Raw genomic sequence first — 19914 nt, 5'->3', positions numbered from 1 at the left:
TAATTACCTTATTGAAAGCAAAATGTAAACTTATGTCTTCACTTCCAGATGATGATCCGATAAAAAGATCTTCTTCTGAGAAATATGACCGGGTTGGAGCATCTTTACGATGGTCCCAAATACTAGCGGCTGCATCGTCAATTTTCTTTGGTTTTCTGTTGAAGATTGCAGTAAATCCTCCGTCTTACTTCCAGTTATTTGACAACATAATTCTCTTAGCGGCACTTTACGCAGTAACAACAGCAACTGCCATGTTCATAATGCCTGTTGTTTATCATATGATGCACTATCGTAAGTTAGATGTGGATAAATATCTTTTAGCTGCAAAGAAATACACTCTGATAGGTATCATATGTATAATGCTTGCCATGTATTTGGGTTTGGGTTTATCAATGAATTCCAAATTGCAGACTGAGTTTGCATATGGCTTGGCTTCATTGCCTTTTATCATTATTTTTGCACGATTTTATAGATATTCACCTACTGTTATTTTAGAGGGTACTTCTACGGAAGACTACGATAGAGTTGGTGCAGGTATGCGTTGGTCTCAAATACTAGCGGCTGCATCATCAATTTTCTTTGGTTTTCTGTTGAATATCGCCGTAAATCCTCCATCTTACTTCTTATTGTTTAACAACTTGATTCTCTTAGCGGCTCTATACGCAGTAGCTGCGGCAACAGTCATGTTTGTTATGCCTGTTTTTCATCACTTGATTCATTATCCTAAATTTGATGTAGAAAAATTTCTCCTTGTTACCAAGGAGTATGTTACTATAGGTATCATCTGTGTGATGTTAGCCATGTTTTTGGGTTTGGGTTTATCAATGAATTCCAAATTGCAGACTGAGTTTGCATATGGAGCAGCAACTTTACCCTTTATCGCTATAATGGTTTGGTTCTTGAGACAAAGGATGAAAATTGCTCTCGATCGAATTAAATGAAGTCAATCGGTTCTGATTACCGACTCTGGTCATAAACTTATGTCAATACGTATATTTGACAATTTGTTGCGATTGCAGCCTTTCCTCTGTTGAATAATAAATAATATCTTCGATGAGCTCTACCGACTTTTGACTTCAGTGCTACCTATTATATTTATAAAATAGATGTATCCTTGCTGCAAATGTTGCAATTTACTGTTTTTCATTCTGCAAGGATAATAATTGTCAAATCCTTTGATTGTATCATTTGAACATAGAGTAGACTTCTTAATCAGGCTCGTCTAATATTCTGGAATCTCTCACTTATGGAGTCATGGTAACGACGCTAGATATACTCGCCTTCCCATCCCCAATTTCAGATAATGTTGAAGTAATGAATTCCCAGAACTTTTTCTCAAACGAATGTGCTCGATATGCCTCAATAGCTGCCACAGGAACAGCGGCTATTCCAGCTGTTAGGGCACCAGCTATAACAGCAGGGACCACAATATCTTTACCCCACGCTCCAGTTCGAAGAATTATATCGTAGGAAGGAATAGCACCCTTTGTGCCAGTCATCATTACCTCTACTTCCCGAACATTCCCAACTATAACACTAGCTTTACCACCCTTGTGCGCCTTGAGATCCAAATATTCTTGGTCTTTTTCTAGGTCTTTTTCTTCATAAATTATTTCAAATTTAAGACTGTTTAAATGTCCTTTTATACGATCATAAAGTTCTGAAATCTGTACATCATACACTGTAGCGTGTTCTTGTCTCATAAGATATGTTAGACTGATTTCTTTTAAACCTTTTCTCATATACATAACGTGGCTTAATTGCATTCAACCTGACCAGATCATCTATCCTAGATGACTTGACTTTCTTCTCGTCCTACCCGAAGCTCGTATAAATATTGTCCTTGACCAGGGATTACGAAAGAAATAAATCTTTAAGATTTTGTGACTGAACTCGAAAATCAATATTTCTTGATTGATGTATAATAAAAAAGTAAGGGAAAAGCAGTATATGAGAGCTTTGTATGCAATAGGATAAAAGAAAAATACAAATCCAAGAGAATTATTAAGAAAAGAATGAGAATACCTGAATGCATAATTAATGAATCATTGTTTTTGGATGAATATGACTGTGGATTAGGGTTTCAATTGAGGAGGCAATAAACATATCTTGTATCATCCCTATCCAAAGAAAGAACTATCAAAATCCATCGAAGATTCAACTTGTGCCTAACAAAGGTACTTTGAAAGCATTCAGTATCTTTGGCTAGTGGGATACTTGAAATCCTTGAATCTGGAAGTTCCTAAATCTAAAACACAATATCAATTCCTCCTTTTAGATAGGCCTGATTAAGAAGTCTACTCTATGTTCAAATGATACAATCAAAGGATTTGACAATTATTATCCTTGCAGAATGAAAAACAGTAAATTGCAACATTTGCAGCAAGGATACATCTATTTTATAAATATAATAGGTAGCACTGAAGTCAAAAGTCGGTAGAGCTGTCTGATTAACGTGGATTTAACAGTATAGGTGCTAGAAATATTAACCTTCCATTTTGCTGGTTTTAAGATTTTAAACTAACCAGAATCTGGAATTCGAAGTTGGTTTAGTATGCCCTAGAATTACGGATTAGAAATGTAAAGCAAGTGGAAAATGAGTAAGTAAAATTCAGTCCTCTAATGGAAAATAAAACAGAGGATGTATCTTTACAACATTGCTGGATAAAATCGTTTTAAATTTGTAATTTGATCTCCGCAAAATATAATCGAAAATGTCTAATTGTTGGCAAAAGTTGATTGTTTCCATTCTAACTATAATAATTAACGATGCGATGTATTCTTGATTGAAAGGAGATTAGTTAATAAGTTAACAGTATTTAACATCTGATCTGGGGAATAAGGTGCCTATCCTTTAAAGAAACTCTGAGTAATTGGAGACCAATGGATATGTGCTCAATTTTCAAGTATATCCCGTTAATGATTAATTATTGATGTGTATTTTGTAGATTAATTATATGAGACCCTAACTTGTAACATTGTTTCTAACGCATTAATAGATTGGAATTTCCGATAGACTTTTAAGAATTATAAAACAAGATTTTTTATAACGAATTGGATTATGATATACCAATCAGCATTGCAGGCTTAAATTTAAAGAATCCAGTGATCGTGGCCTCAGGTATTTTGGGACTATCTCAAAGTATTTTTGATCGATTGTACAACATTGGAGCTGGGGCTATAGTTAGTAAATCGATCAGTTTGTTGCCTCGTGAGGGTTACAGAAATCCCACTATAGTAAGCGTAAATAACATGAGCTACATTAATGCAGTAGGACTTGCAAATCCGGGTGCAGAGTCGTTCTCAAAGGAAATTTCTAATAATACTGGACCACTATTTGTAAGTTTGGTCGGGTCCGATAAGAGTGAATTCCCCATCATCGCCAAAAAGTTTAATAATGTTAAAATTTTGGGGTTCGAACTAAATTTGTCTTGTCCTCATGTAGAAAAAATGGGAATGGAAATCGGCGATGATCTTGATTTGGTCTATGATATTATCAAATCAATCAAGAAAGATACGGTAAAGCCTCTTTTTGTCAAAGTAGGTTTAGGAAAATCAGACATCATAGAAGTTGCTAAGACAGCTGAAAGTGCCGGTGCAGATGGAATTACAGCTATTAATACCCTGAGGGCTATGAAGATAGACATTGAAACTCGATGTCCGGTCTTGGAAAATAAGATCGGTGGCCTTTCTGGGAGTGCTATAAGGCCTCTAGGGGTTCGGTGCGTATATGAGTTGAGTAAGAGTTTAAGAATTCCGATTATTGGATGTGGTGGGATAATGACATACACTGATGTTATAGAATACATGATGGCTGGAGCTTCGGCAATTCAGATAGGTAGTGTGATAGGATTGAAAGGAATAAATTCGATTGGGAAGATTGTTAGGGGTCTGCGCTCCTACTTAGAGGCTGCTAATATAATCGATATCAGGGAGATTGTTGGAATTGCCCATAGATAAAAACTTGATGAGAACGGTATTAATTGAAGACGTTGTCGTCGAGTCTCCCACTGTCAAGACATTTGTCTTTAAAGACTCTCTGGGGAGCGTATCAAGACCTGGACAGTTTTTTATGGTTTGGATACCTAGGAAAGAAGAACTCCCACTAAGTGTAATGATAAGCAACAAGAAAAATTACGCTGCAATTACAATTAGAAAGAATGGCTTCGGTTCTACTTCATTGTTTAATAAAGGTACTGGAGATAGAATTGGAATCCGCGGACCATACGGGAATTCTTTCTCATTTGACAAAACTCATAAGAATATTATTTTTCTAGGTGGTGGTACTGGATTAGTCCCCCTCGTAAGGCTACTTTATTACATTAAGAAACATCAATGTAGATTCACGTTCATCATAGGCGCTAAGACTAAATCTGAGCTATTTTTTACTGAATTAATATCTAAATGGGCTGAAGAAAAGAATATTGACTTGCTTATATCGACTGAAGACGGTTCCTATGGCAAGAAGGGATATCCTACTGATATTTTAAGAGATTTTCTTCTAACTCACAATGATATTGATATCATTTATACTTGCGGACCCGAAATGATGATGAAAAAGGCATACGATCTCGCAATAAAGAATCATGTGCACATCGAGGCAAGCATAGAAAGATATATGAAATGTGGGATTGGAATTTGTTCAAGTTGTTGTATAAACGACATGCTGGTTTGTGTAGACGGAACTATTTTCAATGAGAAAAAAATTCAAAAACTTACCGAGTTTGGAGTTTGTTACAGAAATAAATCAGGTATACTTACGAAATTTTGAAAGTAACTAAAAACAATGCCGCTTGATGTTAAAGTGGTCAAATAACTCTTAAAGTCCAGCTATGAAATAAGAATAAATCTGCAATCAGCACTGTACTTTGGATCTAAATTATGGACGTCCATGGTCCACTATAAGGTGAAAGTTTTCTTGGAGAATAGTTTTATATTCTAAATCAAAATAATTTTATATAATTGTCTTCCATTTCGATTTCTTCTGATGATAAATATGATCAAAATCGTGGAAATAGCAGCAACCAAAAATGGGTTACGCTTCATCACAACGGAGTATGCTTTCCGCCCGAATACATAGCCAAGAATTTGCCATTCAAAATCGATAATCAGAATTACACACTAACTAAAGATCAAGAAGAATTAATCTATGCGTGGACAAAGAAGAAAGACACTCACTATGTGCAAGATCCTGTCTTCCAGCAAAATTTTTTGACAGATTTTAAGAAATTGCTGCCTAAAGATATCCAAAAGAGTATTCACGAAATAGATCAGTTAGACATGAGCGAATTTATGACTTTTGTAGATAGCGAAAAGGCTACTAAGGAAAAAGACAAAATCGCGTGGGGTAATCTGTCACGAGAGGAAAGAAAAAAGATCGCATTAGAGAGAAAAAAAGAGAAGGAAAAACTAAGAAATTATTTTGGAAAGGCGGTGGTGGACGATATTGAGGTCGAAGTGGCAAATTGGTTAGTTGAACCTCCAGGCTTATTTATGGGCAGGGGACAACATCCATTAAGGGGTAGATGGAAGCCTCGTGTCAAACCCGAAGACGTCATTCTCAATCTTGGTGAGGAGGCAGCCGTTCCAGAAGGACCATGGCAAAAAATAATACATGATCATACCTCTACCTGGTTAGCATCTTGGATAGAGATGCTAACTGGAAAAAGAAAGTATGTTTGGCTACATGATTCATCTTTGATCCGTCAGAATTATGACAAGGCCAAATACGATAAGGCCCAAAACCTCGAAAAATATATTGACAAGATTGAACGGGAGATCGTGAAGAAAATGACATCAAAAGATCGAAACCAGAGGAAAATTTCTACTGTATGTTATCTCATAATAAAAATGGCGATGAGAGTTGGTGATGAAAAAGACCCTGATGAAGCAGACACGGTGGGTGCAACAACCCTCAGAAAGGAACACTTAAAATTCAAGGAGATCGACGAGAAAAATAGAGTATTGGAGTTTAGTTTCCTTGGAAAGGACAGCGTCCCTTGGCAAAAATCTATTTTGGTTGATTCTGATGATAAATTACTTTTATTTAACAATCTGAGTCATTTCATTAAAAACAAGAAGGAAACAGATCCTATTTTTGATAACATAAACTCAATGAAAGTAAATACTTTTCTGAGAAACATAGACCCTAAAAATGTACCCGGGCTTACTGCAAAAGTTTTTAGAACTTTTATTGCTACAAATATAGTAAAGAAATCACTCAAAAGTCCACCAATAATAGTGAAGCCCGAATCTACGGAATCTGAAAAGCTTTATGTTGCCAAATATGCAAATCTGCAAGCTGCAATAACTTGTAATCATAAGAAGGGAGTAGATCCAAAAAATCCTGCAAGTATTACGGCAATTGCAAAATATGAAGAGTCTATGAAAAAGAAAACAGACCTTATTAACAGCCTCAAGGCAGACTTAAAGGACAAGAATTGGAAAACAGAAAATCAGAAATTGAGATTGGTAGAGAGGGTGCAAAAGCTAGAATTCCAAGTAAGGTTACAGAAAGAGACAAGGGAATATAATTTAGGAACTTCTTTACGAAATTATATAGACCCCAGAGTGTTTCGCTCTTGGATGAATATTGTTGAATTGGATTGGACCAAAATGTATACGAGTACCCTTCAGAGAAAGTTCCTATGGGTAGATAACGTTACAAAGAAGGAATTGAAAACAAACTTTGCTATGTAAACTGGCCCGATTAATTCCCCACATTCAGAAATTTCCCAAATGATAAATAAAGACTGCAACCTACATCCTCTCAACAAGGTCACGGCTATATGCAATACTAGTCGCAACGAGATACTTTTCATTAGGAACCAAGATACTAACCATGCAATCACCCTGAGTCTCCCTGGTGAATTTGTCAGATATGGCGAATTGGCTGAGGATGCTTTACGGAGATCCATCATGCAGCAAGCAGCACTTCGCATAGAACCCATTGAAATTTTAGGTATCTATTCAAATATCGACAATCAAAGTGGTTTGCACATTATTGAATCTGTTTTTGTTTGTATTATTACAAATTTTCCTGAGATGGGGATGAATACAGGTTCTGATCAACATGTTTGGATGGACCGGGAACAAATTGAAGAAGCTAAAAAAAGTATTAACAATATTAAAATTATAAAAGACTATTATTCGTGGAGGATCCAAAAATCTACATTTTGGACCACCAAAATCTAGCATCAAAAAGATTATAAAGCAAATCCTCTCATTGTGGCAATGGCTGATTGTGTAAGTTTTATGGTAAATGCAGATGCATTGTCAGACTGTACTTTTGAAAGTCTCTCTAAAAAGCTTGTCTTATCTTTTCCTCTTTCAAACATTCCCCCTGACTCTTTGATACAAAGTGGAAAGCGTTGTATTTTTATTCCATTTGAAAATAAGTAATCTATGAACTTTAGATAATTTTTAATATCAGAATAATCCCATTTCTTTTCCTCACACAACATTATCCATACGTCGATTGAATTTTGAAAAAATGCCTTCTCGCGGAGCTCTTCTAAACTCAATATGATTATACTAGAAAGAAGGGATTTAAATTCTAATCTACAAATATCTTATCGTTAATTTGGTACCGAGAACCAAAATTAGGTTTTATTCCAAGGGGTGTATAATCCCCAGATGAACAAGAGAAGCATAATTCACTCTTTTTCAAACCTATTCCTTTCGCAAGATTTACGTTATCGTTATAACAAACCTCGTCGGCCCCTATTATTCTAGCGACTTTGTTACCAATAATATCCAAATCCACTTCATTCTTAGCGACCTGAAACGCGATCAATTCTTCTTGAGATGGAAAATCAATTCCGGCATAACATGGATACCTAATCGGCGGATACGTAACAACCATAGATATTTTTTTTGCTCCTGCTTGTTTGACAGACTCAATTATTGCTTTGGAACTCGTACCCCTTACTATACTATCATCAACAATTATGACGTGTTTATTCTCTATCATCTCTCTGATTGGCATGATGTTTTGGTTAATTTCCTTCCTGTCTTTTACTAGGGGCTCGATAAAGCTCCTCATGGAGCCCTTTTTGCTGTATCTGTCCTTTAACAAACCTTCTTCAAATGGTAGTCCAAGTTTCAGCGAATATCCTAAGGCCGCAGGTCTGGAAGAATCAGGTACTGGAATTACCACGTCTGCCTCATTAATCGGAAATTTAATTGCTAAATATTCTCCAATCTTTTTCCTCGCAAGATAAATATTTATCCCTTCCATAATTGAACTCGGATGTGCAAAGTATGTGAATTCAAATGCACAATGCGCATGATTCACAGATTCAGAAAATCTTTCGGATTTAAGACCATTCTTGTCTATTCTTACCAACTCACCTGGTTCAATATCTCTCAAAAGTATTGCACCAACAGTAGACAGAGCACAGGATTCTGATGCAATTATGTAAGTATTTGTATCCTTATGCAATCCTAATACGAGTGGTCTGAAGCCTTTGGGATCTCTTGCGGCATATATTGTATTTGAATCGGTTAGAAATGTAAAACAATAAGATCCCACCATCTCATTTTTGAGTATTGCCATAGCGGCCTTCATATCATTCTTCTTTTTTAAAATACTAACTAGCCTTTTGGCGGCAACGAGTGTGTCAGTCATATTTTGTGGGGTAAAAGTACAGCCCCCAACCATCGTAGAAAGCTGTTCAGCGTTTGTAATGGTCCCATTGTGAGCAATGCATAAATCTCTAACCTTCAATGGTTGAGCATTCTCTAGAGAACTTGAGCCAAATGTAGAATATCTGACATGGCCTATCCCGATATTAGAAGAAAACTTTGTAATTAATTTATCAAATTCATTTGCCGAGGCCGAAACCAATCCAGTTTTTTTATAAGGTAATTTCTTTGGTATCGCAATGCCCCATGATTCTTGTCCTCTATGCTGTAGTGATCGAAGACAATCTATCAAATAAGGTATTATATTCTCTCCTCCCAAAGAAAATATGCCTACCACACCACAATTTTCATGAACCATTAGAAGATATATCTCCGTCATTCTTTCTATTTAATTTTTAGAATGCGTAAGATGAGGAGATTTGTATCAGATTTGTTAGACAAAAAAAAGTAAGTTAGATAGATTTTGCAAAAAGGTTTGAAAAAGAGTTATGATAATTTCGAGAAATGGTCTCTAGTGAACTCTTGAAAATTGGTTTTCCACTATTTTCAAAAATGCAAGTTTTATCACTTGAAGCAATTCCAATTCTAGCAAATGGAATTCTCCTCTTTTTTAAGTATTTAATAATCATTGAGTCATGATTGGTTGAAAAAATAAATCGATTATGAGATTCTGAGAACAGCAAATAATCGATTCTAGAGCATTTATTTGGGATTTTGTCGACTGAAACTCTAAATCCAATGTTGCTATGGAGAGCCATCTCCAACATTGCAACAATTATCCCCCCTTTTGAGCAATCATGGATTCCGGTCACTAGATCTTCATTAATCAATTTTTTGATAGTCTCTATAATATTTCTTTGATCCTCTAAATCAACATGAGGAACGTCTCCACCCTCAATATCTAAACAATATTCAAAATATTCTGACCCACCCAATTCATCTTTGGTGGCTCCAACGATAAAGATTGATTGGTTTGAGGTATACCTTGGATACTTTATCTTATTCTTGGAATCAATTAACCCAAGTATTCCTATAACAGGTGAGGGTTTTATGGGACCAGAGATAGTTTCATTGTACAGACTTACCTTACCACCTACCACGGGTAAGTTCATGAACTTACAGTAATCACTAATACCTCTAATTGTCTGCAAGAATGTCCAAAAAATTTCTTCATTTTCGGGATTGCCAAATTGTAAGTGATCTACTATTCCTAATGGGCGAGCTCCCACACAAGTCAGGTTTCTGAGTGATTCGGCCAAACACCCTATGATTCCCTCATATGGATTTAAATAACAATGTTTGGAGTTACCATCCAGGTTGAAACTCAGAAATTTATCATCGTCAAGCTTGATTACTGAACTATCAGATGCTCCTGGTTTTGATACTGTTTTAACTCCAACTTCATGGTCAAACTGCTCATAGATCCATTTTCTACTACATAGGGAAGGGTTAGACAACATCTTAAATACCATTTTTTTGATATCGCTTTGAGGTTCCGGTTCTCGGAACGATTTTAGAATTGATTCAAGATAAGATGGTCGCTTAGATTTCCTATTCAACAGAGGGGCGTGAGCAATAATTTGTGCAGGCATGCAAGCCAATGTGTTACCCTCTCTAATAATAGAGAGATTGAGATCATCAGTAACATATCCTATCTCAGAATAATTCACATTATGTTTATCAAAAATTTTGAAGAATTCGAATTTCTTTTTCGCGTTGACGATATATAACATGCGCTCTTGAGATTCTGAAATCATGATCTGTGCATCTGTCATGTCCTTTTGCTTTAATGGAATAGTTGACAAATCAACTAAAAATCCTTTTTTCAAACTATCAGCTGTTTCAGATAAACAGCAAGACAAACCTCCACCTCCAAGATCTTTCATGGTCTTGATGCAATTATTTTCTATCGCCTCCAAGGTAGCTTCCATGAGCACTTTTTCCAAAAAAGGGTCTGGAATCTGCACAGCGGAACGGTTATCTTCATCAAGGTTTTTGGAGGCAAAGGAGGCGCCATGAATTCCATCCACACCTGTAGCATTTCCACCCAAAATTAGAAAATCACCTTTTTTTGCTGTGTTAGTAACGAGACTGTCAAGTTTTGCATAACCGATTGATGCAACATCCACTAAACAATAATTATCAAATGATCTGTCGAATTCCACCTCTCCGCCAACTGTCGGGACACCTATACAATTACCGTAATCAGCAATGCCTTTAACTACGTTTTTTAGCAACCATCTATTTTTTGAACCAAATTTGGAATTCTTGTCAACTTCACCGAACCTTAATGCATTATACAATGCGATTGGACGAGAGCCCATTGACAATATGTCTCGAAGGACACCTCCGACCCCAGTCGCGGCACCTCCATATGGTTCCACGGCCGATGGATGATTATGACTCTCTATATGAATAGTTACTACAAAACCGTTACCTACATCAATTACTCCAGCATCATAACCGGGGCCCATTAACACATGATCCCCTTTCATAGGTAATAATTTGAGATGTTTCTTAGATGACTTGTAAGAACAATGCTCAGACCATTCGGCACTAATAATAAATTGTTCCAATTCGTTTGGTTCTCTACGTAGTTTCTTCTTTAAATAACTATATTCTTCTATATTGAGGATATTCATTCTTAATTCAAATTCTACTTAAAATAGTTAATCATAGACTTAAATATCAATATGGAGCCCTGGTCGTAACCTGAAGGGATCAAATCTTTGTCACTACCTCTTTCAGGATGAGGCATCATCCCCATAACATTTCCTTTTGCGTTACAAATGGCAGCAATGTTGTTTAAAGAACCATTCGGATTATGTTTCCAATATTCTAAGGTGACCTGGTTAGTTTTCTTTATTTTATTGTATGATTTTTCATCAATCACGAATCTTCCTTCACCATGTGCGATAGGTATTGAAATCCTCTGATTCTTATGATATAAATTTGTAAATGGAGTATCAGTATTAGTAACCACCACATTCATCCATTTGCAAATAAAATTCAAAGATTGGTTTACAATTAGTGCACCTGGGAGTATCCCGGATTCAACAAGTATTTGAAATCCATTACATATTCCTAATATTGGAACATTATTATCTGCCAACTCCATTATTTTACTCATGATGGTGCTGTGTGCTGCTATGGCACCTGCTCGAAGCCGGTCTCCATAAGTGAATCCACCTGGTATTACTATACAATCAAATTCATCAAAGGATGATTTGTACCAAATATACCTTGCATCTACATGAAGAATATTATTTAAAATATGATGAACATCACGATCGCAATTACTGCCTGGAAAAACCGTAATTCCTATCCTTACCAATAAGGATATTAAAATTATATTTTATAAATTCCTATTCTTTTGCCTAAATCTAAATTAACAAAATATTATTGTTTAATGATGACTGCATTAACAATACCATCTTGTCCGGGTCTCGAAACAACCTTGGCCAATCCCAGTTCGGTCTCTAAAATTGAGCCTTTTGTAACCACACCTCGTCTTGTATAATCCTTATTTGCAGGATTCTTGGTGACTCTGATTATCTTGACCTTGGTTGTCTTTTTGGTATCCTGATCATTCACATTTGCGTATTCGGCAAACTTAAAAGCAACTTTAACATTATTCCCTCGAACTCTGCGAATTACATTCTTGGTATCACCTACTATTGGTTCGTTTGGGTATCTATCTATTTCAGATTTCCTTCTGGTTCGGTTGGGTATTATTCTTCCGCCTGTTAATTTCCTACCTCCCAAATTTTCGATAGATTTACGCACAATTCAAATTTGCCAAAACTATAATTAAGTGTTTTTCTTTGAAAATCCTGTGGAATTTAATAGTAAACTTTTTTTCAGCATTGCCAAATCGCTAATTCCAAAATAATTCTTAAATTTCATTGTGGTTGTATATATCTTGACCCTTCCTGAACTTTTTTGGTTAACAAACTCCAAATCCTGTAGTTCCTTTAGGTGCGTATATACTTTAGAGCCCCTGATTTCTACCAATCTTTTGCTAGTAACGGGCTGTTCATAAGCTACATAAGAAAGCGTCTTCATTACAGAATTAGAAATCTGAGGCTTATTAGAGAACTTTTTAATGATTGGAGCGTAACTGGGTTTTAGTTGAAATACGTATGTACCGTCTTCCAGTTAGCTATTTCCAAAGCTTTGAAAGTGACTTTAGTTTTGTTAATAAGTTCATTTAATAATCGTTTAATTTTCTCCCGCGATTCTATCCCGGATGCTTTAACCATATCATCTATTGTAAGGGGACGGCCAGCAGAATACAACGCTGCCTCAATGCGAGCAATGATTTCATCAGGGGGCAATTTTGTCATTTAATCACTCCTGGATGTTATTTTTGAGAGCAATTTTTATCCATTCTAAAATGTTGTCTGTTGTTTTAATGCTTCCTGTAGTCTCCCGGGAAGAATCTAAATAGTCTATTCCCTTATTCATATCGGTAAACCCGGTGATAATTTCTATCTTATCCTTCATGCTAAGATAAAGCATAGCAATGAAATATCTAGCAACATCGATCCTGTCTAACCCAATCATCATTTCGTTAAAATTCAATTCTCTACCGTATTCTAGCCTTTTCATAATCCTATTTTCAAATTCCTCTATTATTTTTTCAAATTTAATCAAATAATGTTGAAAGTCTATTACCTCAACAGGTTCTAAATTTAGGCTTGTTCTCTTTACAACTGGATTGGTAAGGTCGGTGATCATAGTCTCCAGAATAGAAATCAGATCCTCTAATGATACAGGGTAAGACAATTCTTTTCTAAAGGGCAACGTAAGATTAGAAATCTCTGGAATTGGAGTCTTCTCACTAAATTCCTTGTCACGTTCAGATATGCCTTGTTGATCTTTATTAGCAATTTTTTCTAATCGAAAGATAGATTCTACTTTAAGTCTATGAATTAATGATGACGTCAAAATCGCTACACCACACACGCGTAAGTCCTTATAAGAAGATTTAGTTAAAGTAGATAACAAGGTCTCTAAGAGTTTTACAATATTTATTTGCCAAACATCGTTCCTTTCTATCAAAGAAGGATTAAAAAGCAAATTTAATGGAGGTTGAGAAATTCTTTTCTTGGTAGAAACTTGATCGAGTTCAACGTTTTCATCAACCATGCTATCATGTCAGACGTATCCTATATTTTATTATATTCCACATCTATCAAAATTACATGTATTTGTAATTTTGAGAGTTGGATTACCCAGGGTGGATCTCTGATTTACTTAATTTCTATAACCAAAGATGTGAGGAGGCTGATTTTTGTTTTTGCAAAATCATTTTAGATCTTTTCCATATGTTTCTCAGAATCAATAATCTAAAAGATTTCTATCCTGTTGCCTTATAAAAAAAGATTTGAACTTCCTTCCTTGTTTCATCGATGGCAGTTTATCCAATCCAAATAGTAATCCAATAGTACTTAAGAATAAATACAAATTCATTTGTAAATTAGCATGCATTATTGGTACGGATGTGTCGATACGCCACATAATGATTACAGAAAGGATGTTTCGAAATTTAGAATTATCACAGATAATTTAAGAATAATAGGAGACAAAGGAAATAGGATCCCTGACAAATCTTGGATGCTTTACTTGTTAGAAATTTTCAATACCCAACATGTCGCAGTAGAATTAAACCTAATTTGCCAATTCGATAACCAAGACTATTTTGAGGCAATTTTCAGAGGTCATAATCAATATCGATTTACTAAAGTCTTACCTCAAATAGGACACTCGTACCATAGAGAAATCAATTTCATAGATAATGAATCAAGATTGGAATACTATCTAAAGGATCTCGTTTCAAATGAAGATGAAAAATTCTCTCTCAAAGTGGATCGGGAACAGTTTGCTTTTCAGTTTCATCAAAGTTTCACTGGGGTAGAGTGGTGGAACAGAATTAGTTACTCTCCATATCCAATAAGATATGAAATTGAAATTTCAAATTTGATGTATGGATATAATGACGATTTGGACGATCCAGAGTCTCAGGTGTTTTTCCCTATAGGCTCAATTTATGAAAATAAAGATGGTAATACTCACTCTTATCCTGCAAAACTCTATGATATTACTAGGAGAAACGGTTGTGTTTGTTATTTGGTAAAGTAGGCAGGGCATCTCTTGTTTTGTTTTAAAATGGGATTAATTAGTTAGACTCGGACGAAGCTAGAATTTGGAATCCTTATGTGCTCAAATGCTTCGGGGAAAACAATCTTGCTCAATATTTCAATTCCAGTCACGATTCTAGGACTGGGTTTACTGAAAAAGGCATTGGAATTTACGATGTAGATTTCCCTTTTCTTATTTGCTCCTAATGAATGCCAATTAGAATCCTTGATCTTTTGGTATTCTTTTTGGGACCTGGTAATATCAAACCCGCAAGGCATTATCACCACCTTGTCAGGGTTCAACTGTTCAATTCTCAATTTGTCAATTCGGTGTGAATCCAAACCGCCTTGTCCATTTAAACCCATTGCTCCAACTATATCTAACATATCCGGTACCCAATGTCCGGCAAGATAGAAAGGGTCGAGCCAATCTAAACACATTACTTTCGGTCGATTATTTACAAGGTGTTTTTCATTGGGCTGTTGTAAAATAGATACTATTTTGTTAATTCTTTCTTGAAGCTGATTAGTAATTTTTAGAGCCTCTTCCGCTCTGCCTAATTCCTTACCTAAAACTAGTATACTTTGAAATATTTCAAAAAGATTAGTAGGATTTATTACTAAATTGTGCGGCTTATATCCTAATATTTCAAATGTGCTCTGTATTTCCTTATCAAAAGGTGCACACACTGAGCACATGTTCTGACTAATTATCAAATCGGGTTTTATTTTCCTTATTTTATCTACATCAATCTTGAATAATGGTTCATTTTTGCGTGACATCTCTCTTATCTTCTTGTCTATATCTGAACTATCCAGTTCTTCAAAGCTTATTGTTGAACTTATTATTTTTGGTATCTGTAGTGCTTCTTTGGGATAATTACATTCGTGAGTAACACCTTTGAGGATACCCTCAAGTCCTAATTCAAAAATAATTTCGGTTGCACTGGGTAAGAAGGATAGAATTCTAGAGAAGGTTGTCACAGGATATTAACCGCTTATTGATGTCTAAACTCAATCTTAACTAATTCCTCACTTTTAATGATGTTTATGTAAGATATACAAGCTCTTAAAAAAGTCAATAGTAACTTTTGAATTGAGCTTACTTGAACCATTTGTCCTATCAGTAAATGTATAGGGGATTTCCTTAATATTTAACGATTTTGACTTTACTAATATCTCTAAAAGGATCTTAAAACCTGATGTGTTAAATTCCATTTTTCTAACTACGTCCCTTTTAGTTATAAAAAATCCGGACATGGGATCAGATATATTTGACAATCTGAATAAAAGTTTTGATAAATTTGTGGCAAACTTGCTATAAAATATCCGTTTTGATGTCCAACCTACTATACTGCCCCCTTTCAAGTACCGTGATGCAATTACTAGATCACAATTTGAATTCCTGATCTCTCTAATCAGGCTATTAATATGTAGTGGTGTATGAGAAAAATCAGCATCCATTACTATAAGGTAGTCACTAATTGATGATTTAAAGCCCTCATATATGGCTGAAATCAAACCCGAACGCTCCTTTCTCTTTACTATCTTTATGAAAAAGCTCTCGTCATGAAGCGGATATATAAAAAAATGCTTGTGTGACTGAACACCTACAGTATCTCGAATTTTATACAAATAGAATCCTTTTTTTTCATTAAAGGCCTCGATAACTCTATCAACAGTGCAATCAGGAGAATTATCATCAATGATGACTATTTCATAGCATCCTTGGTCTTTTACACAAGCATTTATGGAATTTACTAAGTTAACAATATTCTGTGATTCATTATATGTTGGGATAATAATTGAGAATAACGGAGGATTGTGGAGTTTCTTTATCAGATCATCCTGAGTTTTTCTACAAATTATATTCTTGTTCATCATTACATCCCCGTAACTATCTGTCTCTTTCGAATTTCATTCCAAAAGTAAATATATAAATGTATTACATGCCCAAAACATTCTACAAATTACTCCAACTTGACATTACCCAGATAGAAACTGTCTATTATTCTATTGATATTAGAAGAAAACTTATCGAATTCATCCTTTTGAGTGGTAAAAATGATCTCATACAAGTGAGTGTTGTTTCTTATCATTATTTCTTTAGACTCGGTAGGCCCGAAAGTTGAATTGTAGGAGTAAACGAGTTCTTTTCCCAAACTCTGAGAAATTCATATCTTTCAATGAAATCAATTCAAGGTTCTCTAAGTTACTCGCCAGATACCTAATTTCATTTATTAAATCTGCCATTAAGAAATCTTTTTCGCTGTACGTAGGACCAGATAAATTAGCGTCACTCATATAATGGTAGAAATCAACCCTTTCCAAATAATGATCATGAGGATTATCCTGATTCGAAATAAAAGATACTCTATTTTGCCCCAAAACTTTATTCCAACTGCTCGGATATTTTAAAGCAAACCCTTCTGGAGACTGATAAATGGATTCCTTAGTGGTACTTGTTGGAATAATTGTTGTGTTTATTGTTAAAATTCCAACACCAGAAATTATCTTGTAAATTGTTGGAATGTAACTAAAGTAACTATCTGGTGTAGTACCAAATGAAATAACATACACATAATCATCTTTAATAGTCCAATACTGCAAAACTTTAACTATTCTATTATCTGTTTCATGGGTAAATACAATCCTCTCCCATACCGTATCTGAAAGTACGTAAGGATTTGAATCTATAAGGTGAAATTCTCGCAGTGTCGTTGATAGAATTTTGTGCTTTATTAGAGTATTCATGAAGTGACATATTTGATTGTAATTTCTCTATTCCAAATGTCATTTTTTCTCCAAACAAATCATAATTATGTGGAGGAGTCAAAGTAATTAGGTCGCTATCCAGGTGAGTACCGTTGACAATTGTCCAACTAGATGGAAAACTGAAATTAAATCCATGGTCATTTTGGGTGGTATAGTTGATCCATGAGGATTTAATCCCCCCCAACAGACATGCCTTCATCAGGACCTAAGAAAAAAACTAATTGAAAGGAAATGGCAATAGTCAAGAAGGATATACTTAGTGCAGTTCCCATCCTATCATTCTGAAGTTAAAGAGGTTTATCAAATTATGGGACCTCAGTAACTACGATCACTATCAAGGATCCTCTGACCAATCTGATAAAATGGCAAGGTTATAGAGAGAGATTTGTTTTGTAAAGCACAATCCAATCGATAAAGTATATTTCCATTTTCAAACCTCAAAAAACTCTCATATCGGATCTACAAAAATGTAATGGCTATCTTTCTTGTTGCACGGGTCTTATCATAATTTCATTTACATTCATATGATTTGGAGAATTTATAGCAAACAGAATTGCATTTGCTATATCTTGAGCTTGCAGCGGCTCCATTTTTTTAACCGATTCCAGAAACCCTTGTAGTGAACTATCGGTAATGGTATTATTAAGTTCCGTAGCAACTACGCCTGGTTCGATGCAAGTGACACGAATATTGGATCGTTGGCTTAGTTCTTGTCTTAATCCTTCACTAAATGCGGTAACTGCATGCTTTGTCGCACAGTAAACACTCCCAGCTGGAAAAACTAACCTACCTGCTATTGAAGATATATTCACTATATGACCAGATTTATTTGCTAGCATGTGAGGAATAACAGATGCTGTACTATATAGAACACCCTTAATGTTTACATCAACCATTCGATCCCACTCGTCTATTTTTAGGTTCTTTACAAAACTCAATGGCATAAGACCTGCGTTATTGATTAGTACATCTATCCTACCATATTTATCGATGGCCGAATTTGCAAGGTTAGTACATTCTTCTCTCTTTGTAACATCTAATTGGTTTATGAGGATCTCCCCATTTTGAGCTTTAACTGCCTGCTTTAAACTCTCTAATTTATCAACCCTTCGTGCTCCTGCAACAATGGTTGCTCCTTCTCCAGACAACGTTAAGGCAGTTCTATATCCTATTCCGCTACTTGCCCCTGTGATTATTATGACTTTATCCTTTATCATTTGCTATATCTTTATTCTCCGCTTAAATTTATTCATATTCAAGCGTGTTTTTCTTTAATACATTCAATCTTTTTATTGATGAGATTACTGGGTAATGATTGAATCTAGATTTAGAAGATTTTTTCTGGTAAATGTAATAGATCGACCACATTTATCACACAATCTACTTGCCCTGTATTGGTTTCTTTCAACTCGGAGGCATAATCATTTCATATGTGGGATTTGTAGAATTGAATTGTCATAATAGGATCCTTTAATTAGATTGTCAAATAGCGCCTTAGTTAGATAATCTATTCGGACCAAATCTAATTATTCAGGTTTTAGGTTATAATTAACTTTTAATAGTCTAAAATCTTTTCAAGATAATATACAGCAATCATTATAGCATAAAAATATCAATTTTCGTTAAGCTATAAAAACAAAAAAGGAGTTTAATATATTGTATTATTTAGGACCATGATATTCTTCAGGAAATGCCTCTGTATCAATTGTTTCGATAGGCTCACCCGTAGGTAACGGTGCTTCCTTAGGTACTTCATATTTGAATAGCCCAGGAAAGTCAACTTTGAGTATGACATTCATCCCTACCTGATAAATCTCAGATTTAGGAACATCAAATCTTTTATTATTTTCTCCAAAAATCACTATTTTATCATTAGTCTCCTTCATTACATGACCAACATGGTCTTCATTCTTAGCTCGGACACCCTTGTTAAATAGAGTGTTTGGATATTTACCCTCATACGATGCCAAGTCCACCAACTTATCTGCTTCTCCCCAAGGATCTTCTCTACCTGCTGGAAGGGGTGCATCTCTTGACACTTCATATTTAAGCAAGTCTGCAAAATTTAATCCAATCAATACATTGGCGCCTACTTGTTGAATATCCTTTATTGGAATATCATACCTTTCATTTTTTTCTCCAAATACTATTATTTTATCAGGTGTTTCTCTGACTACATATCCTACATTTGGTTCATCTAATGCTTTAACACCTTTATTGAAGTATTTACCAGAAGTCATTAATAATATAGATAAAATAGTATAATTAAACCTTTTATGACACACCCAAGAACAATCCAGTAATTATTGCCGTAAAACTATTTGGTATCCATTAGAGGTTAAATCTCCAG

The 19914-nt window shown here is 35.1% G+C and carries 21 protein-coding genes; 6 read left to right on the top strand and 15 right to left on the bottom strand.

All coding sequences use genetic code 11. The annotated features are described in order from the left end of the window. The first annotated feature begins 32 nt into the window (after positions 1 to 32). The gene (locus tag AAGU22_RS06830; RefSeq protein ID WP_458721443.1) at positions 33 to 941 is read left to right on the top strand and encodes a DUF6328 family protein; all 909 of its coding nucleotides are present in this window, start codon (positions 33 to 35) and stop codon (positions 939 to 941) included. Positions 942 to 1244: 303 nt separating this feature from the next. Here AAGU22_RS06830 and AAGU22_RS06825 read toward each other — a convergent pair whose 3' ends face one another. Next, positions 1245 to 1766: a hypothetical protein gene (locus tag AAGU22_RS06825; protein ID WP_458721442.1), complete on the bottom strand. Its 522-nt coding sequence runs from the start codon at positions 1764 to 1766 to the stop codon at positions 1245 to 1247. A 1288-nt stretch (positions 1767 to 3054) separates the two neighbouring features. On the opposite strand from AAGU22_RS06825, the gene AAGU22_RS06820 reads away from it, so the two are divergent. The 4 genes from AAGU22_RS06820 to AAGU22_RS06805 all read left to right on the top strand — a co-directional run bounded on the left by AAGU22_RS06820 (position 3055) and on the right by AAGU22_RS06805 (position 7194). Then, on the top strand, positions 3055 to 3960 hold the full coding sequence (locus AAGU22_RS06820; protein WP_458721441.1) for a dihydroorotate dehydrogenase: 906 nt from the start codon (positions 3055 to 3057) through the stop codon (positions 3958 to 3960). Then, a complete protein-coding gene (locus tag AAGU22_RS06815) occupies positions 3947 to 4771 on the top strand; it encodes a dihydroorotate dehydrogenase electron transfer subunit (protein ID WP_458721440.1) in 825 nt (274 codons plus the stop codon). The genes AAGU22_RS06820 and AAGU22_RS06815 overlap by 14 nt, the downstream gene beginning before the upstream one ends. 191 nt (positions 4772 to 4962) lie before the next feature. Next, positions 4963 to 6699, top strand: a complete 1737-nt coding sequence (locus AAGU22_RS06810) for a DNA topoisomerase I (RefSeq protein ID WP_458721439.1) — start codon at positions 4963 to 4965, stop codon at positions 6697 to 6699. Between the two features lie 39 nt (positions 6700 to 6738). Next, positions 6739 to 7194, top strand: coding sequence for an NUDIX hydrolase (locus AAGU22_RS06805; RefSeq protein ID WP_458721438.1), 456 nt, complete (start codon positions 6739 to 6741; stop codon positions 7192 to 7194). 11 nt (positions 7195 to 7205) lie between these two features. Here the strand turns inward: AAGU22_RS06805 and AAGU22_RS06800 are convergent, their stop codons facing one another. From AAGU22_RS06800 to AAGU22_RS06765, 8 genes are all read right to left on the bottom strand, one after another. Further along, complete coding sequence (locus AAGU22_RS06800; protein ID WP_458721437.1) at positions 7206 to 7523, bottom strand: hypothetical protein; 318 nt, start codon at positions 7521 to 7523, stop codon at positions 7206 to 7208. A 32-nt stretch (positions 7524 to 7555) separates the two neighbouring features. Further along, the gene (purF, locus tag AAGU22_RS06795; RefSeq protein WP_458721436.1) at positions 7556 to 9004 is read right to left on the bottom strand and encodes an amidophosphoribosyltransferase; all 1449 of its coding nucleotides are present in this window, start codon (positions 9002 to 9004) and stop codon (positions 7556 to 7558) included. A 94-nt stretch (positions 9005 to 9098) separates the two neighbouring features. After that, the gene (gene purL, locus AAGU22_RS06790) at positions 9099 to 11288 is read right to left on the bottom strand and encodes a phosphoribosylformylglycinamidine synthase subunit PurL (protein WP_458721435.1); all 2190 of its coding nucleotides are present in this window, start codon (positions 11286 to 11288) and stop codon (positions 9099 to 9101) included. 14 nt (positions 11289 to 11302) lie between these two features. Further along, a complete protein-coding gene (gene purQ / locus AAGU22_RS06785; protein WP_458721434.1) occupies positions 11303 to 11980 on the bottom strand; it encodes a phosphoribosylformylglycinamidine synthase subunit PurQ in 678 nt (225 codons plus the stop codon). 65 nt (positions 11981 to 12045) lie between these two features. After that, positions 12046 to 12432: a 30S ribosomal protein S8e gene (locus AAGU22_RS06780; protein ID WP_458721433.1), complete on the bottom strand. Its 387-nt coding sequence runs from the start codon at positions 12430 to 12432 to the stop codon at positions 12046 to 12048. Positions 12433 to 12456: 24 nt separating this feature from the next. Further along, positions 12457 to 12753: an SMC-Scp complex subunit ScpB gene (scpB, locus tag AAGU22_RS06775; RefSeq protein WP_458721759.1), complete on the bottom strand. Its 297-nt coding sequence runs from the start codon at positions 12751 to 12753 to the stop codon at positions 12457 to 12459. Between the two features lie 20 nt (positions 12754 to 12773). Next, positions 12774 to 12992, bottom strand: coding sequence for an SMC-Scp complex subunit ScpB (locus tag AAGU22_RS06770; RefSeq protein WP_458721432.1), 219 nt, complete (start codon positions 12990 to 12992; stop codon positions 12774 to 12776). 4 nt (positions 12993 to 12996) lie between these two features. After that, complete coding sequence (locus AAGU22_RS06765; protein ID WP_458721431.1) at positions 12997 to 13797, bottom strand: chromosome segregation protein ScpA; 801 nt, start codon at positions 13795 to 13797, stop codon at positions 12997 to 12999. Positions 13798 to 14133: 336 nt separating this feature from the next. Here AAGU22_RS06765 and AAGU22_RS06760 point away from each other — a divergent pair, with 336 nt between their 5' ends. Then, the gene (locus AAGU22_RS06760; protein ID WP_458721430.1) at positions 14134 to 14790 is read left to right on the top strand and encodes a hypothetical protein; all 657 of its coding nucleotides are present in this window, start codon (positions 14134 to 14136) and stop codon (positions 14788 to 14790) included. A 41-nt stretch (positions 14791 to 14831) separates the two neighbouring features. On the opposite strand, the gene AAGU22_RS06755 is transcribed toward AAGU22_RS06760, so the two are convergent. The 6 genes from AAGU22_RS06755 to AAGU22_RS06730 all read right to left on the bottom strand — a co-directional run bounded on the left by AAGU22_RS06755 (position 14832) and on the right by AAGU22_RS06730 (position 19804). Continuing rightward, positions 14832 to 15773, bottom strand: coding sequence for an ABC transporter substrate-binding protein (locus AAGU22_RS06755; RefSeq protein WP_458721429.1), 942 nt, complete (start codon positions 15771 to 15773; stop codon positions 14832 to 14834). Positions 15774 to 15827: 54 nt separating this feature from the next. Further along, complete coding sequence (locus AAGU22_RS06750; protein WP_458721428.1) at positions 15828 to 16670, bottom strand: polyprenol monophosphomannose synthase; 843 nt, start codon at positions 16668 to 16670, stop codon at positions 15828 to 15830. A 225-nt stretch (positions 16671 to 16895) separates the two neighbouring features. Continuing rightward, on the bottom strand, positions 16896 to 17399 hold the full coding sequence (locus AAGU22_RS06745) for a hypothetical protein (RefSeq protein ID WP_458721427.1): 504 nt from the start codon (positions 17397 to 17399) through the stop codon (positions 16896 to 16898). Between the two features lie 25 nt (positions 17400 to 17424). Beyond that, positions 17425 to 17748: a hypothetical protein gene (locus tag AAGU22_RS06740; protein WP_458721426.1), complete on the bottom strand. Its 324-nt coding sequence runs from the start codon at positions 17746 to 17748 to the stop codon at positions 17425 to 17427. A 292-nt stretch (positions 17749 to 18040) separates the two neighbouring features. After that, the gene (locus AAGU22_RS06735) at positions 18041 to 18781 is read right to left on the bottom strand and encodes an SDR family oxidoreductase (RefSeq protein WP_458721425.1); all 741 of its coding nucleotides are present in this window, start codon (positions 18779 to 18781) and stop codon (positions 18041 to 18043) included. A gap of 444 nt (positions 18782 to 19225) precedes the next feature. Continuing rightward, on the bottom strand, positions 19226 to 19804 hold the full coding sequence (locus tag AAGU22_RS06730; RefSeq protein WP_458721424.1) for a hypothetical protein: 579 nt from the start codon (positions 19802 to 19804) through the stop codon (positions 19226 to 19228). Between the last annotated feature and the right edge of the window lie 110 nt (positions 19805 to 19914).

The sequence above is a fragment of the Candidatus Nitrosocosmicus sp. R genome (assembly GCF_054408505.1).
Note: the sequence above shows the minus strand (reverse complement) of the source record. Positions and strands in the feature narration are given on the sequence as shown.

Coding starts and splice junctions, on each gene's coding strand:
- AAGU22_RS06830 (WP_458721443.1), top strand. CDS start 33: ATGTCTTCACTTCCAGATGATGATCCGATAAAAAGATCTTCTTCTGAG.
- AAGU22_RS06825 (WP_458721442.1), bottom strand. CDS start 1,766: ATGCAATTAAGCCACGTTATGTATATGAGAAAAGGTTTAAAAGAAATC.
- AAGU22_RS06805 (WP_458721438.1), top strand. CDS start 6,739: ATGATAAATAAAGACTGCAACCTACATCCTCTCAACAAGGTCACGGCT.
- purF (WP_458721436.1), bottom strand. CDS start 9,004: ATGGTTCATGAAAATTGTGGTGTGGTAGGCATATTTTCTTTGGGAGGA.
- purL (WP_458721435.1), bottom strand. CDS start 11,288: ATGAATATCCTCAATATAGAAGAATATAGTTATTTAAAGAAGAAACTA.
- AAGU22_RS06770 (WP_458721432.1), bottom strand. CDS start 12,992: ATGACAAAATTGCCCCCTGATGAAATCATTGCTCGCATTGAGGCAGCG.
- AAGU22_RS06765 (WP_458721431.1), bottom strand. CDS start 13,797: ATGGTTGATGAAAACGTTGAACTCGATCAAGTTTCTACCAAGAAAAGA.
- AAGU22_RS06760 (WP_458721430.1), top strand. CDS start 14,134: ATGCATTATTGGTACGGATGTGTCGATACGCCACATAATGATTACAGA.
- AAGU22_RS06750 (WP_458721428.1), bottom strand. CDS start 16,670: ATGAACAAGAATATAATTTGTAGAAAAACTCAGGATGATCTGATAAAG.
- AAGU22_RS06735 (WP_458721425.1), bottom strand. CDS start 18,781: ATGATAAAGGATAAAGTCATAATAATCACAGGGGCAAGTAGCGGAATA.
- AAGU22_RS06730 (WP_458721424.1), bottom strand. CDS start 19,804: ATGACTTCTGGTAAATACTTCAATAAAGGTGTTAAAGCATTAGATGAA.